Here is a 13,887-nt window from a genome sequence, read left to right as displayed (position 1 = left end):
CACGCAGTCCCGTGCTTGCGGTGTACGAACTTTCTAGGAGATGGCTCCTAAAGGGAGCGATCCCTACGGTGTGACTGAGGCATGGTGCCCAGCCACAAGGGCTGCATCCCTCCGGCAGATGCCGCAGGGATGCAGCACTTGTTTTGCCACAGTCGCTCAGAAACGATGCCGTCTTCTTTTGTGGGGTCGTTGGAAGGCCATTGCGGTCCCGGAAATTCCGTGGTGAAACTTAGGACATATTTTTGCGGGTTGAAGTCTGACGGCTGTATGCCGATTTGATGAAGCGTTCTCTTTCGGTGGGGGTGATCGCGGCCCCCGCGATGGTCCAGGCCAATGCAGTGGCCGCCTCGAACATCACGCTGTACGCGTCAGGCGAGTCGGCAAATGCTGCGAACCCGTGTGAGTGGATTGGTACGTTCGCGCCGGGGATACTCAGCCAGGGATGCAGGGTGGGAATTACCTGGGAGACGTTGCCCATATCAGTTGAGCCACCGCTCATGCCGGCGGAGCTGGACGTGTCCTTGCCGAACGTGTCCATGGCGTCAGTCCAGTGTGCAGCCAGGGCGCTGTCTTGGATTAACGGGTCGTATGCGGGTTCTGTCGCCTCAATGGTCAGCGCTGTTCCGGTGGCCAGGGCGGCCCCTTCGAAACAGCCGCGGACGCGCTCAAGCAAGGCTTCATATTCCCTTAAGGTGAATGCCCGGCACTCAAACTCGACTACCGCCCGTTCCGGAATGATGTTCGTGGCGTGTCCGGCCTCAGCTACATATAGAGCTATTCGGTGGTCTCCGGGCATTTGCTGGCGCAGTAACCCTACGGCGACTTGGCTCAGCACAGCTGCATCTGCGGCGTTTATGCCTAGATGGGGGGCTGCTGCCGCGTGGGCGGCCTTTCCAATGAAAGTCGCCTGGTACCTCCCCATCGCCTGGGCGCTGGTACCTGCCGGGTTATAGGTCACTCCGTCCTGGACAGGATGGACCATCAGGGCGAGGCTGATACCGTCAAACGCTCCCCGTTCAAGAAGAAGCGCCTTACCGCCGCCGCTTTCCTCAGCAGGGGTTCCGATGGCTTTTAGTGTGATGCCGAGCTCGTCTACGTAGGGTCTCAAGGCAAGGGCAGCGGCGACCGAGGCACCAGCAATCAGGTTGTGCCCGCACGCATGTCCAATGTTCGGAAGCGCGTCGTATTCCACGCACAGTGCCACCTTCAGCTCGCCGCTTCCAGCGGTGGCCGTAAAAGCTGTAGGCAGACCACCAGTGCCACGGTCAACTGTGAAACCACCTTCAGCCAGGAGCGCCGCTGCTGCCTCGGACGAGCGGACCTCCTCGAAGGCCACCTCGGGGTTGGCATGAATTTCGTGGGCCATTGCCTGAACCCGCGGCTTCCACTCCTTGACGCCCTCTGCAAGGGCGGTGCGCAGACTTGCCATAACGGTTGCTGTGCCTCCTGGTTCCATGAGTATCGCCTGCTTTAGCAGGACATAAACGAGTCGGCCTGGCTGCCTCGGAAAGGTCGAACCATCCGACATCTCAGTGGGCTCGCTGAACTGCAACCATCGTCGTACCTGAGCCTATGCCTGTGAGGGCAGTACCACGGGTGATGCGTTGCCGATGTACGAGTTACTTACCGGAGGAAGCTAAGTGTTGCATTACTTCGTTTAGGTATCCCCTGAGCGGGGAACCCGGGCCTCTGAAATTTTTGCGCAGTTACTTCTGGTCTGGAAGGGCTTTGTCCGACGTAGTGGCGAGAAGCCTTGAGAGCTAGTCAAGCCACCCCTCCGTTGCGGGGGTAAGTGAAAAGGCGGGTATGGGGTACCTGGACCAATGAGCGGCTCGACTCGGAGCCGAGAGAGTTTGAAAAAATGAGATTCGCCATCCCTCGGCCGTCCGGACGTATTCCTCTTCATAGTGTCCGTATCCCCTGATCTCCCACATACCTGGTACATCGAAGCCTTGATATTCGCGCGAGTCGGGCTCCCAGGTCAGCTGGTCGAACATGCTCCAGATCCCGCGAATAGAGTCATCGGATTGGCGCTCGAGTTGGGGCATGAATGCCTGGTGAATGGATACCATACCTGACATGTAGGCCGACACAGCCTCAACGAACGTGTCAGGGTCAGCTGGAGAGAAACTGAAGCCCAATATTTCGGTGTCTACGGAGAAAAGCGTCCGGAGGTCTGACCATCGCTTGAGGTAAATATAGCGAAAATACCGAGCCTTTAATCTACGCACGTCCTCGTAGTCGTCGGCGGATATCTGGGTCCATCTCGTCTCTGCCATGAAGGGACTCTATCGATGCCAGGGAGAGCGAACATCAGCTTTTTCGGCGATCAGTACAGACGAAAGCGGAAGTCTTGACGAACTGTACGGTGACTCGCGCGTGGGGCGTCCCTACGATCATGGGACAGCCTGATTCTCCAAGCGGCATTCATGTTCAGGCCTTCATTGTCAGGACCACTCCGAAAGAAGGGGCATCCGTGCTGCAGCTTCAGGTGAACCGCTCGAACAGTTTGACTATCAACGCAAGAACAGGGCACCACGCGCCTTTCAGTGGCTGGTGGGGACCCGAGAGTGATCCCTTGCCCGTCCGTTACCTGCAGCAAGGAGAAATTATGCCACTGCTGCACGGCTCCCAGACTGTATGGAGGCTCGTTCGCTCCGTATTACCGTCGATAAAAGCGAACTCCCGAAGCACTTACTCCTGACGTTCAACGTCTTGCCGTTCCCCCCTTCCGTTCACAAATTTAGAGAGGAGAAAAGATCATGAAAAGCAGGATCCTCGTTCAGAGCAAGAACACCTCCCGGCGCCTCGGGTCCCCGGAAGAAGCGGTTGGTACTTCCCCGTCGGTTGCCGGTGTCCAGCAGTCCGGGTGGGTAAGCTCAGCAGGTAAGCAGGAGCACGCCGACCGGCGGTCAGTTGCATCGACGCACAGGGTCTCATACGGCAGTCAGAACCGATAGTAGAACTGCGCCGGACTCCAAGAGGCCTGTCGGGCCCGGCGCATTCCCGCGGCTGGCAAGAGAAATCTCAGATGCTACTCAGTTCGATTCTGCATCAACAGCAACCGACGGTGTTGGTTCGCCGCTCTTGTGGAGTGCATGCAGAACCAGCGCTCAGCGCCGTGTCGTATCGCCGGAAGCTGGGTTTGATCTGAGGAGCGGACGCTGAGTGGGGTGATCCCTCTCCCCTACTTGCAACCATATGTCGTGGCCGTCGTGTCCGGAGAAGATGATGAGGACGATGACCCCTACGGTTGCACCGACCAGTGTCTCCACGCCGCGTTCGGCGATGAGCACGTAGGGGTGCGCCGGTGCGGCGAGCTGCGTAACCAGGAGTATTACCGGCGTGAATGACACCATGGCCAGGCCGTAGTGGCGCATCATGAAAAGTTCGGTGGTGAACTGGAAGAAGATGATGACGATCACCAGCGCCGGTGCCTCCTTCTGGGCATCCAGCTGCCAGGGGGAAGGCAGCAGGAGGACTGCGACGATGACAAGTCCAAGGAACGTTCCCACAATCCTGTGGATTCCGCGGTAAATGCCGCCGACTAAATTTTCCGAGGCAAGCGGTACCGCTGCAGCCGCCATGGCCCACTGGGGGTATGTGCTTCCGCTGAACACGCCAGCGGCTCCAGCCGCGCCTACCGCCAGGACGTAGCGTCCCGCATGGATGAACGCCTTTTGCCTTCGCGGTCCGGCAAGGGATGAGTGGTCCCGTCTTGCCTTGGGCCGCCACGCCCTTTCGCGTGTCCAGCCGAGAAAACCGACGGAAAGCGAAGAGGCGGCTGACGCCACAGCGATAAGCACAGCAAAGAGCCAGGGAACGGTTGTGGGGATCGAGGCACATGCTCCTAGGGCGAGGATTCCAAAGAAGGGCCCGCTCGGCTTCAGGTTCAGCCTGTCCGCGAAGATTGATCCCAGTCCGGCCAACAGCGTTTCAACGGCCACGAGCCACCAGGAATGGAGGCCAGTAACCGATAACCCGGTCCCGATCATCACTCCGGTCACGAGCATGCCTGCAGCCTGCAGTTGGTGTTTGAGACGGAGCTGGTGGGGTTCAGTCCTTCCGTACATTCCAGTCAGCGCGCCAAAAAGGGCGTAGATGGTCAGCTCTGGGTGTCCGAGCATCAGCAGAGCCAACGATGGAACTGCAACGCCTGTGCAGACCCGTAGGGCTGAGACGCGATCCCTGCTTGGAGGTGCGAAGCTGTGGAGTGTGCGGAGGTGATGTTTCACGGAGCGCTGCTCCTCAGCCAGTCGATGACTGTCTCCCCTGGACTAGATCCAAAGCTCGTAGCCGAGATCTTTGTGGAAGTACTCCCGGCGGTCAGCGGCATCGGCTGCCAACCATAGGCCTGAACCGTCCGGCATTTCTTCTTCGACGATCCCCCGGCGAACAACGCGGTCGTTGGAGCGGATCTCTACGATGTCGCCCACATGGTCCTGCCAATCTACTGTTCGGCGGAGGTGTGTAGCGGTGTGCCACTGCTCGAACATCAGCGTTCCAGGAGCAGGGCGTCGCCCTGGCCCCCGCCTCCACATAGTGCAACGGCGGCCCGGCCCGTTTCGCGGCGGATGAGTTCGTGCACGGCAGTGACAACCAGCCGGGCTCCTGAAGCACCGATTGGGTGTCCGATGGCAACTGCGCCGCCGTGTATGTTGATCCGGTCCTCGGACACGCCGAGCAGTTCCCCGGAATGCGACGCAACTGAGGCGAAGGCTTCATTGATCTCAACCAGGTCGAGTTCTTCGGCTGTCCAGCCTTCGCGCTCCAGGGCGGTGCGGATAGCCTTAGCGGGCTTGTCCGGCAGGGATGTGTCAGGCCCGGCGATTTGTCCGTGGGCCCGAAGGACTGCGAGGACATCCCACCCATGCCTCTGGGCGGTCTCCCGGGTGGTCAGTACAACTGCCGCGGCGCCATCGGTCAAAGGTGAGGCGTTGCCCGCAGTCACCGTCCCATCCGGGGAGAAGGCGGGGCGCAGACGGGCCAGCGACTCCCGTGAAGCATCGGGGCGGATGCCTTCATCCTCGGTGATTTCGAGGACGCCCTTTCGTGTGGGCACCTTCACAGGGATGATTTCCTGGGCCCACACTCCTGAATCTTGGGCTGCGGCTGCCCGCAAGTGGGAGGTGACGGCGACGGCGTCTTGGGTTGCCCGCGAAATGCCCAATGCCGAGTTGGCGCGGTCAGTGGCCAGGCCCATGGCCTCGTGGTCGAATGCGTCTGTTAAGCCGTCCTGGGCGGCTGCGTCCACCAGAGTGAGCGCTCCGTACGCATTCCCGGTCCGGGTGCCTGCGACTAGGCGGGGGGCCTGGCTCATCGATTCCTGGCCGCCGGCGACGACTACGGCTGCGTCGCCAAGGCGTAGCATTCGGGCGGCCTCGATTATGGCCGACAGTCCCGAGAGGCACACTTTGTTCACTGTCACGGCGGGTGCGCTCAGGGGAATTCCCGCGGCGACCGCGCTCTGCCGGGCCGGGTTTTGTCCGGTCCCTGACTGGAGAACTTGGCCCATGATGACGGCATCGACGGTATCTGCCGGGACGCTGGCCCGTGAGAGGGCGCCAGCGATGGCCGCTCCGCCCAGTTCGACGGCGGAAAGTGGTGCCAATTGGCCCAGCAGTCGTCCCTGAGCGGTGCGTGCTGCGCCGACAATGACGACATCCCTTGGGTCGGGTAGTCGGAAGTTAGATTCTGTTTTCACTGCGGTTGCTCCGGGATTTGTTGGTGGAGACGGCTCGAACTTACTTCGATTGGCCGTTCTTCGTTTTGAACGGTTGTGCATGTTACGTCGCGAGGAGGCGTGTCAGGCCGCCTGTCGGGAAGTTGGCGCCGAGAGTCATGCAGCGGTTGATGTCCTCCCAGGTTGCGACGACGCCTTCGTCCAGCATGAGCTGGGCTTCTTGGGCCAATGCATGGCGGACGCGCAGCCGTACCCGGTCCGGGTCCACTCCGTGCGGCTCCGGGGGTAGGGTCCGTGCCGCGGGCGGAACTTTGCCGTTTTCGTCGAAGAAGCCCGGCAGTCCGGCTTTTACGACTGCCGTGAGAGAGGCTGATCGGCCGAAGCGGGCGGGGTAGGCGCGGTGCAGTGTGTCACAGATGTGCTGTTGCACCGAGGGGCCTATGTAGCCGATCAGGTGAAGGGGTGTCATGGGCAGATCCCACGGTGAGAGGGAACGGTCCACGGCAACGGGGTCCCCGCCTTTGTCGATTTCAGCCAGTATTTCGTTAAACAGGCGCGTGAGGAGTCGGTTGACGACAAAGCCGGGCGTATCAGTGACAGGTATGGCGGTCTTGCCGAGACCCGCGGCGAGGCTCCATGCTGTGGCGAGAGCGGTATCGGATGAGAGGGGGGTCCGGACCAATTCGACGAGCGGGAGGACAGCGACTGGATTGAAGAAGTGGAACCCAAGCACCCTGTCTGGGTGCTTGAGGCCACGTGCCATGTCGGTGACCGAGAGCGAGGAAGTGTTGGTGAGCAGGAGGGCATCCGGATCGATGTGCTCCTCGAGCTGCCGGAATACGCTCCGTTTAGTCTTTTGGTCCTCGAAGACCGCCTCGATTGCGGCGTCGCACCCGCTGAACCTCGACGGATCGGTGGTGCCCCGGATTAGCCCGGCGATTTCGGCTGCCTCGCCTGGTCGGAGCTTGCCTTTGGCCTCCTGCCGGTCAAGATGTCCGCGCATTCGGTGGAGGGCCGCGGACACCCGGTCGGTGGAAAGATCGCTGATGAGGACCGGGATGCGGAGCTTGTCCGCGACCAGCAGGACGAGCTGGCTTGCCATAAGGCCCGCGCCAACGACGCCGAAGGTTTGGATGGTTTTCGGCTGCCCCGCGTTAGCGGCTGATACCGCTAAAGGGTCAGGCGTTTTTGAAAGAGTGTGAGACATCTGATCCTTCTTCGTTCCTACCCGCGGAGGTAGACCGTTGTCGTGTGTGTGTAGAAGTCTTTGGCCGCGCCGCCCTGTTCCTTGGGACCGAAGCTGCTCTTCTTTGATCCGCCGAACGGCACATGAGGATCTGAACCGGCAGATTCGGAGTTGAGGTGAAGGATTCCCACATCGAGGGCTTCGATTGCTTCCAATGCTGTCGCGAGGTCACGGGTGAATAATGCTGCAGACAGGCCGAACTCGGACTCTTCGGCCAAACCGAATGCTTCCTGGGTGGTCGCGGCCCGGCGGACCGCCAAGACGGGACCGAAAAGTTCTTTTCGCCAGGCGAGGTTGGTTGATCCGGCCTTGCCCGCAGGGAGCTGCAGCACAGTCGGGGGGATGAAGGCACCGGGAGTACCGGCATAGGAATTGTCAGCAGATGTTCCGGCGATGGCGACGGCGCCCGTCTCTACGGCTGTGTCGATTCCGCTCATGATGGACCTGCGCGCTGCCTCACTGATTACGGGCCCCATCTGTACTTTTGAGTCAACAGGGTCCCCGGTCTGCCAAACGCTGAGTCGGAGCGTGAGGCGCTCCAGGAATTCGTCCGCGATGGGGTCCGCGAGAATGAGCCGTGATGTTGCGGTACATTTCTGTCCGGTGGAGCGGAACGCCCCGAAAAGCACCTGTTCCGAAGCTAGGTCCAGATCAGCATCGGCCAGAACCAGTGCCGCGTTCTTTCCTCCCATTTCGCCTTGCATGGGAATTCCCCGGAGGGCCGCCTCGGCCGCAAGTGCACGTCCGACCCCGGAGGAGCCGGTGAAGGTCATGGCGTCCACCCCGGGGTTCTGAACAAGGGCAGTCCCAAGAGAGCCGGGACCAATAACAAGGTTGAGCAACCCTGCTGGCAGGCCGGCGTTGACGAGCGCTTCGGCAAAGCGCATGGCGAGCAGCGGGACGGTGGAAGCCGGCTTCCAGACCACCGCGTTTCCGTGCACCAGGGCGGGAGCGATCTTCCACGCCGGGATGGCGATCGGGAAATTGAACGGGGTGACGATGCCCACTACGCCCAGCGGCTTACGAGTTACCAGGATGCGTTCCCCGCGCCGAGGCGAAGCAAAGTGCTCCCCCGCCACACGGTCACCTTCGGCCGCGAAGTAGCGCAGAATTTGGGCTGCACGCAGCACCTCTGCCCTTCCCTCAGTGAGGGTCTTGCCTTCTTCGCGGGAAAGTTCCAGGCCAAGTGCGTCGGCTTTCGACTCCAAGGCTGCGGCGGCGCGAGACAGGATGGCCCCTCGTTCGTGGATTGGGGTCCGGCTCCAGGCCCGCTGTGAGCCGCGCGCTGCCAGGACAGCCCTGTCGAGATCGGCAAGGACGGCGGTGCCGCCTTCGGCGACGATCTCCTCCGGGCGGCTGGGATTTACAGAGGTGAGGTGGCCGCCGTTGCCTGAGACCCAGTCTCCGTCTATGAGGAGCCCGAGCTGCACCGTCCCCGTGGCACCGGGGGCGGCGCCTGACGTGGCCGGTGCATCAACGGCGGCACTCACCGAAAGGCTCCTATACCTGTTAGCTTCTGGCCAAGGATGAGGGTGTGGACCTCATCGGTGCCTTCATAGGTACGCACTGATTCAAGGTTGTTCGCGTGGCGAAGGGGCGAGTGTTCGAGAGTTATCCCGTTGCCGCCAAGGATTGTGCGTGCTTCGCGACAAATTTCGATCGCTTCGCGGCAGTTGTTCAACTTGCCCACGCTGATCTGATGGTTCTGCAGCTTGCCGGCATCCTTGAGCCGTCCCAGGTGCAGCGCCAGAAGAAAGCCCTTGTTGATCTCCAGCGCCATGTTCACGAGCTTCTGCTGAGTCAACTGATAACCGGCCAACGGCCGGTCGAACTGCAGCCGATTTTTGGAGTAGTCCAGGGCGTCTTCGAAGGCGTCACGCGCGGCTCCCATGGTTCCCCAGGCAATGCCATAACGTGCCTCGTTGAGGCAGGTGAAAGGCCCGCGGAGGCCAGTGACGTTTGGCAGGACCGCGTCGGCAGGAAGACGCACATCATCCAGAGTGATTTCACACTGAACAGATGCACGCATTGACAGCTTGGGCTCGATCGGTGTGGCGGTGAAGCCGGGAGTTTTGGTTGGTACGACGAAGCCGCGTACGCCGGTGTCCGTCTGGGCCCAGATCACTGCCACCTGCGCCACGTTGGCGAGCCCGATCCAACGCTTAGCGCCGGTCAATATCCAGTCCCTGCCGTCGCGGCGGGCATAGGTTGCCATGGCGGAAGGGTCCGAACCGGCGGTGGGTTCCGTGAGACCAAAACATCCGATGGCCGTGCCGGCTGCCATCCGTGGAAGCCACTCCTGCTTCTGCTCCTCAGAGCCGTGCTTAGAGATGGCAGACATGGCCAGAGACCCCTGGACAGAGACGAAGGTACGTATGCCTGAGTCGCCGGCCTCGAGTTCAGCAGCGGCGAGCCCGTAGTCCACCGCCGTTCCGCCAGCGCAGCCGTAGCCCTTTAAATGCATGCCCAGCAGGCCGAGTTTGGCGAGATCAGGGACGATTTCCAGGGGGAACCGCGCTTCTTCGTACCACTGGGCGATGTTCGGTTTGATCTCGTCCCGAACGTAGGTCCGGACCCGGTCGCGCAGTGCGATTTCCTCGGCAGTGAGGAGAGTGTCGAAGGAGATCAGGTCCGAGGGGTCGGGTGCAGAACTAGGGGCAAGAGTCATGATGTGGTCCCTCCTGGGCATAAGTGATTTTGGGAATGGGCGGCACTTTGAGGGGTGCAGGTAAACGTCTTGCTTTGGGGGTGGTGCCGCAGCCAGTCCAGCACCGCCCCGGTGTGCTCACCGAGGGCGGGTGGGGCTTGGGTGCGCGGTGGCAGCGCCGGCGTCCATGTGATCGGATGGCGGAGTTGGCGGCCGGTGATGTTTCCGTCCTTGTCATGGACTTGAATGGTCGGTTCCAAACCCAGTGACTCGGCGTATGCAATGCCTTCACCTATGCCGGCGACGCGGCCTGCCGGTACTCCCACGGAAACCAGCTGGTCCTGCCATTCCGTCGCTCCAGCGCCCGCGAGCCCGGCTTCCAGCAGTTGGACAAGTTCCCGGCGGTGCTTTACCCGCGCTGAATTGGTAATAAACCGGGGATCCTCCGCCAGTTCCGGATTACCGATAGCGCGGCAGAGCTTGGCGAACTGTGAGTCGTTACCCACAGCAACGGCCAGCGGGTCATCACGTGTGGCAAGAAGCTGGTACGGGACGATGGAAGGGTGGTCATTGCCCAGTCGCGTAGGAGTAACACCGGCGCCGAGGTACGCCTGGCCTTGGTTGGCAAGGGCGCCCTGCAGGCTTGAGAGGAGATTGACCTCGATCCGTCTTCCCCTACCTGTGGAATTGCGCTCTGTAAGGGCGGCGAGGATGCCGATCGTGGCATCTTTCGCTGTCAGTACATCGACCAGTGCCACACCTACTTTGTAGGCGTCGCCCTGCGGGTCCCCGGTAATACTCATCAGTCCCCCGACGGCCTGAACTATGAAGTCGTACCCAGGCAAATCGCGTCCGCCTTCGGAGCCGAAACCCGAAATCGATGCGTACACCAAGCCTGGGTTCTCCTCGGCCAATGATTCATATCCCAGGCCCAGTTTGGCGAGCCCGCCGGGTTTGAAGTTCTCCACCAAGACGTCGGCGCGGCGTGCCAGTTCCCGGGCAAGCTCCAGGTCCTCGGGGTCCGTCAGGTCAAGGGTGACGGATTCCTTATTCCGATTAACGCTTTCGAAGTAGGTCGCACCTGTCTTTGAGGAAGGTGGTGCCCATTCCCGCGTGTCATCCCCTGTTCCGGGCCGCTCCACCTTGATGACCCGAGCACCGAGATCAGCCAGGGTCATGGTCGCGAGCGGACCGGCAAGCACGCGGGAGAAGTCGGCGACGACAATCCCCTCAAGTGGCGCGCCGGATTCCGCTCCCGACCTCATAACTGATCCCGCCCGGTCCACCTTCCCCGGAAAGTCATGACAGTGCCGACCGAATAGATGCCTCCAGTACCGCCAGGCCCTCGTCAAGGACGTCGGCTTCGATTACGAGCGGAGGCAGCAGCCGGATGATATTTCCATTGGTCCCGCACGTAAGAGTCAGGACACCATGGGCATTGGCTGCCTTCGCTGCTGTGGTGGCGAGGTCTTTGCGGGGTCCGGAGGCGTCGCTGAACTCGATCGCCATCATCGCACCCCTGCCGCGAACGTCCGCGACACCGTCCAATTTGACGAGCGGCTCCAGACGACGCCGCACCGCGGTTTCGATGGCAACGGCGTTCTGCAAAAGGGCGCCGTCTTCAAGGAGCTCGAACACGGCCAGAGCGGCTTCACAGGCTACGGGGTTACCGGCGTACGTTCCGCCAAGACCACCGGTGTGGACAGCGTTCATGAGCTCAGCGCGGCCGGTAGCGGCCGAAAGCGGCAGGCCGCCGCCGAGTGCCTTAGCGGTCAGTGTGATGTCGCCGGCAATTCCGTCGTGCTCGGACGCGAACAGCGTGCCGGTCCGCCCCATGCCTGCCTGGATCTCGTCGATGACCAGAACGATGCCGTGGCGGGTAGCGATTTCACGAAGACCTTGGAGGAACCCGGGGGCCTGAACAATAAAGCCGCCCTCGCCCTGGATCGGTTCGATGACCATGGCTGCGAAGGTTTCCGCACCGTTTTCGGCGAGAAGCGCCTCGATCTGCTCAAGTGCCTTACCGGGCCCGTCAGGAGAGGTGTGCGCCGGGGCTGTCGGTCCGCGGAAAACTGAGCCCGGCAGGGGTCCGAAGTTGAGCCGGTATGGGTTTTCCTTTGCCGTCATCGCCATCGTGAGCTGGGTGCGCCCGTGGTAGGCCTCGTCGAAGACGAGAATGTTGGGGCGTCGAGTGGCGGCTCGGGCCACTTTGATGGCGTTTTCAACCGCCTCCGCTCCCGTGGTGAACAGTGCGGTCCGCTTTTCGAAGTCGCCCGGGGTGTGTTCATTTAGCCACCGGCAGACCTCAACGAAGGACGCGTATTCGGTCACCATGAAGCAGGTATGGGTGAACCGCTCCAGCTGGGCGGCGGCACGCTTGGCCACCTGCGGGTTCGCGGCGCCAACACTCGTCACGGCAATGCCTGAGGCGAAGTCAATAAGATGGTTCCCGTCAACGTCCACGAGCAGCGCATCCTGCGCGTGGTCGATAAACACGGGCATGACAATACCGAATGCGTCGGTGACGTGCTGGCGGCGTTCGGTCTCCAACTCGCGGGAACGCGGTCCCGGAAGCTCGGTGAGCAGGCGGCGTGCTGTGGCTTTAACGCTGGCCGGATCGTTGGCCTGGTCTGCGGCGAGTTCTGATGTGACAGTCATAGGTCCTCCTCGTGTGGTGAAATCCACCATAGGGACAGTCCGATGACGTGTCGTTGGACAATACATCCAAAGATATTTCCGGTTCGGTCTAAGCGTACAAAAGCCGGTCACCTATGATTTACCCATGATCACCCTCGCAAGGCTCGTCGAGGCCGCAAAGCGCGACCTCGCGCCCTACTGGCCGATACCGCTCCCCCGCGTGGAACTCACGGGCGTGCACGTCTCCGAGCTGGAGGATCCAACGATGTTCCTCTACGGCGGCGAGCTTCTACTCACCGTCGGGTTGCAGCTCACCGGCCTGGACGGAGACGCACGACAGGAGGGCGCCAAAAACTATGTGCAGCGGCTGGTGGACGGTCGTGTCGCTGCCCTGGGTCTTGGCCTGGGCTCAGGCCATGCCATGGTGCCGGACGAGCTGCGGGCCGCTTGTGTTGAAGCCGGCCTTCCCCTTTTGACCATTCCCCGGGAGTCTCCCTTCCTGGCCGTATCGCGCGCTTACTGGGAACTCGTCAGGCAAGGCGGCGAAGCTGAACTCACTGCTCTTTTGGGGCTTCAGGTGGCGTTGACGCGGGCGGCCGCGCAGGATAACGCGGAACCGGAGATCGTCCGCGAATTGTCGCGCGCCCTGGGAACCTGGGTGGCCTACCTGCCCGAAGGTGACGGGACCCCATCGTCCGCCGCCAGCGGTGCAGAACTACCGCCCGGACTGCTGGTCGAACTCACACGGGAATCTGCCATCCTGCGGAACGCCCGCCGAGGGGCCACCGGCAATATTCAACTGGCATCCGGTGTTGCTTCCCTCTACCCGGTATCTGACGGTCCGGCCGCTTCCGGGTATCTTGCGTTGGGTAGAAGCGGGCAACTGGCTGCTGCCGAGCGGCACTTGTTCCTCACCGCATCCACGCTCCTGGCCGCCAGAGCAGCCGGACAACGCCGCGCCGCGGCAGAGCGCCGACGGGCTGAGGGCATGCTCGCGGCGCTGGTCCTGGAAGGACATGACGACGCAGCGCGACTCCTCGCAAAGCAGATGGACTCCGATCCGCTACCGGAAACAGCATTCGTCGCGGTCCTGCCCGATACCGAACATCTGGCTGCCCAGCCCGCTCTGTCCGGGCTGGTACTCGAACGTTCCGGTGTCACGTTTGTGCTGCAGTCAGCGTCGAGCCCCTATCCAAGGCTGCCGAAAGGTGTCCGCGGTGCATGGGGAGGCCCGATGCCTCTACGGCGCCTGCACGAAATTGGAGCACAGGTGGCCGAGGCCGCTGCCTCAGCACCCGCAGGACAGCTGATACGCGTTGGTCACGGCCTCGACCTGCCGGCAGATGAATGGGTGGATGAACTAACCTCCCACACCGGCCAGCTCCTTGAAACGGTCCGCGCCTACCTGGCCCATCGCGGTCAATGGGAGGCCGCCGGCCGCGAGCTCGGAGTACACCGGAACTCAGTCCGCTACCGAATCGCCCAGGCTAAGGAACTGTTGGGGGTTGACTTGGATGACCCCGACGTAGCAGCCCAACTCTGGCTCGCCCTCAGAGGCCGCTCCCAAGCAATGCCTAAAGACTAGCGCGCATATCTAGCGCCCGGGACGGCTGAAACGGTTCGCCAGCGGATCCACCGCCCCTGACGCCAAGCGGTCCTTTTCCGCCTCCGGCG

At 61.9% G+C, this 13,887-nt stretch carries 11 protein-coding genes; 1 reads left to right on the top strand and 10 read right to left on the bottom strand.

Annotated features, from left to right (window positions below):
• Positions 1 to 229: 229 nt before the first annotated feature.
• The 10 genes from NG696_RS12080 to NG696_RS12035 form a co-directional block, all read right to left on the bottom strand.
• A complete protein-coding gene (locus NG696_RS12080) occupies positions 230 to 1,456 on the bottom strand; it encodes an amidohydrolase (RefSeq protein ID WP_252575565.1) in 1,227 nt (408 codons plus the stop codon).
• A gap of 304 nt (positions 1,457 to 1,760) precedes the next feature.
• On the bottom strand, positions 1,761 to 2,279 hold the full coding sequence (locus tag NG696_RS12075; protein ID WP_252575520.1) for a nuclear transport factor 2 family protein: 519 nt from the start codon (positions 2,277 to 2,279) through the stop codon (positions 1,761 to 1,763).
• 834 nt (positions 2,280 to 3,113) lie between these two features.
• A complete protein-coding gene (locus NG696_RS12070) occupies positions 3,114 to 4,127 on the bottom strand; it encodes an FUSC family protein (protein ID WP_308291971.1) in 1,014 nt (337 codons plus the stop codon).
• A 150-nt stretch (positions 4,128 to 4,277) separates the two neighbouring features.
• A complete protein-coding gene (locus NG696_RS12065) occupies positions 4,278 to 4,496 on the bottom strand; it encodes a hypothetical protein (protein WP_252575518.1) in 219 nt (72 codons plus the stop codon).
• Positions 4,496 to 5,704, bottom strand: coding sequence for an acetyl-CoA C-acetyltransferase (locus NG696_RS12060; RefSeq protein ID WP_308291970.1), 1,209 nt, complete (start codon positions 5,702 to 5,704; stop codon positions 4,496 to 4,498). The genes NG696_RS12065 and NG696_RS12060 overlap by 1 nt, the downstream gene beginning before the upstream one ends.
• Before the next feature lie 82 nt (positions 5,705 to 5,786).
• Entirely contained in the window at positions 5,787 to 6,890 is a 1,104-nt protein-coding gene (locus tag NG696_RS12055) for a 3-hydroxyacyl-CoA dehydrogenase (protein ID WP_256472163.1), read from the bottom strand.
• Between the two features lie 17 nt (positions 6,891 to 6,907).
• Positions 6,908 to 8,419: an aldehyde dehydrogenase family protein gene (locus NG696_RS12050; RefSeq protein ID WP_252575516.1), complete on the bottom strand. Its 1,512-nt coding sequence runs from the start codon at positions 8,417 to 8,419 to the stop codon at positions 6,908 to 6,910.
• Positions 8,416 to 9,597 carry an acyl-CoA dehydrogenase family protein gene (locus NG696_RS12045; protein WP_252575515.1) on the bottom strand — a complete coding sequence of 394 codons (1,182 nt, stop codon included), beginning with the start codon at positions 9,595 to 9,597 and terminating at the stop codon, positions 8,416 to 8,418. Before NG696_RS12045 ends, NG696_RS12050 begins: the two co-directional genes overlap by 4 nt.
• On the bottom strand, positions 9,594 to 10,841 hold the full coding sequence (locus tag NG696_RS12040) for a CaiB/BaiF CoA transferase family protein (RefSeq protein WP_252575514.1): 1,248 nt from the start codon (positions 10,839 to 10,841) through the stop codon (positions 9,594 to 9,596). The genes NG696_RS12045 and NG696_RS12040 overlap by 4 nt, the downstream gene beginning before the upstream one ends.
• A 34-nt stretch (positions 10,842 to 10,875) precedes the next feature.
• Positions 10,876 to 12,234 carry an aminotransferase class III-fold pyridoxal phosphate-dependent enzyme gene (locus tag NG696_RS12035; protein ID WP_252575513.1) on the bottom strand — a complete coding sequence of 453 codons (1,359 nt, stop codon included), beginning with the start codon at positions 12,232 to 12,234 and terminating at the stop codon, positions 10,876 to 10,878.
• Positions 12,235 to 12,358: 124 nt separating this feature from the next.
• Here NG696_RS12035 and NG696_RS12030 point away from each other — a divergent pair, with 124 nt between their 5' ends.
• Entirely contained in the window at positions 12,359 to 13,798 is a 1,440-nt protein-coding gene (locus tag NG696_RS12030; protein ID WP_252575512.1) for a PucR family transcriptional regulator, read from the top strand.
• Positions 13,799 to 13,887 lie beyond the last annotated feature (89 nt).

It is taken from the genome of Pseudarthrobacter cellobiosi (assembly GCF_023913755.1).
Taxonomy (GTDB): Bacteria; Actinomycetota; Actinomycetes; order Actinomycetales; family Micrococcaceae; genus Arthrobacter; species Arthrobacter cellobiosi.
Note: the sequence above shows the minus strand (reverse complement) of the source record. Positions and strands in the feature narration are given on the sequence as shown.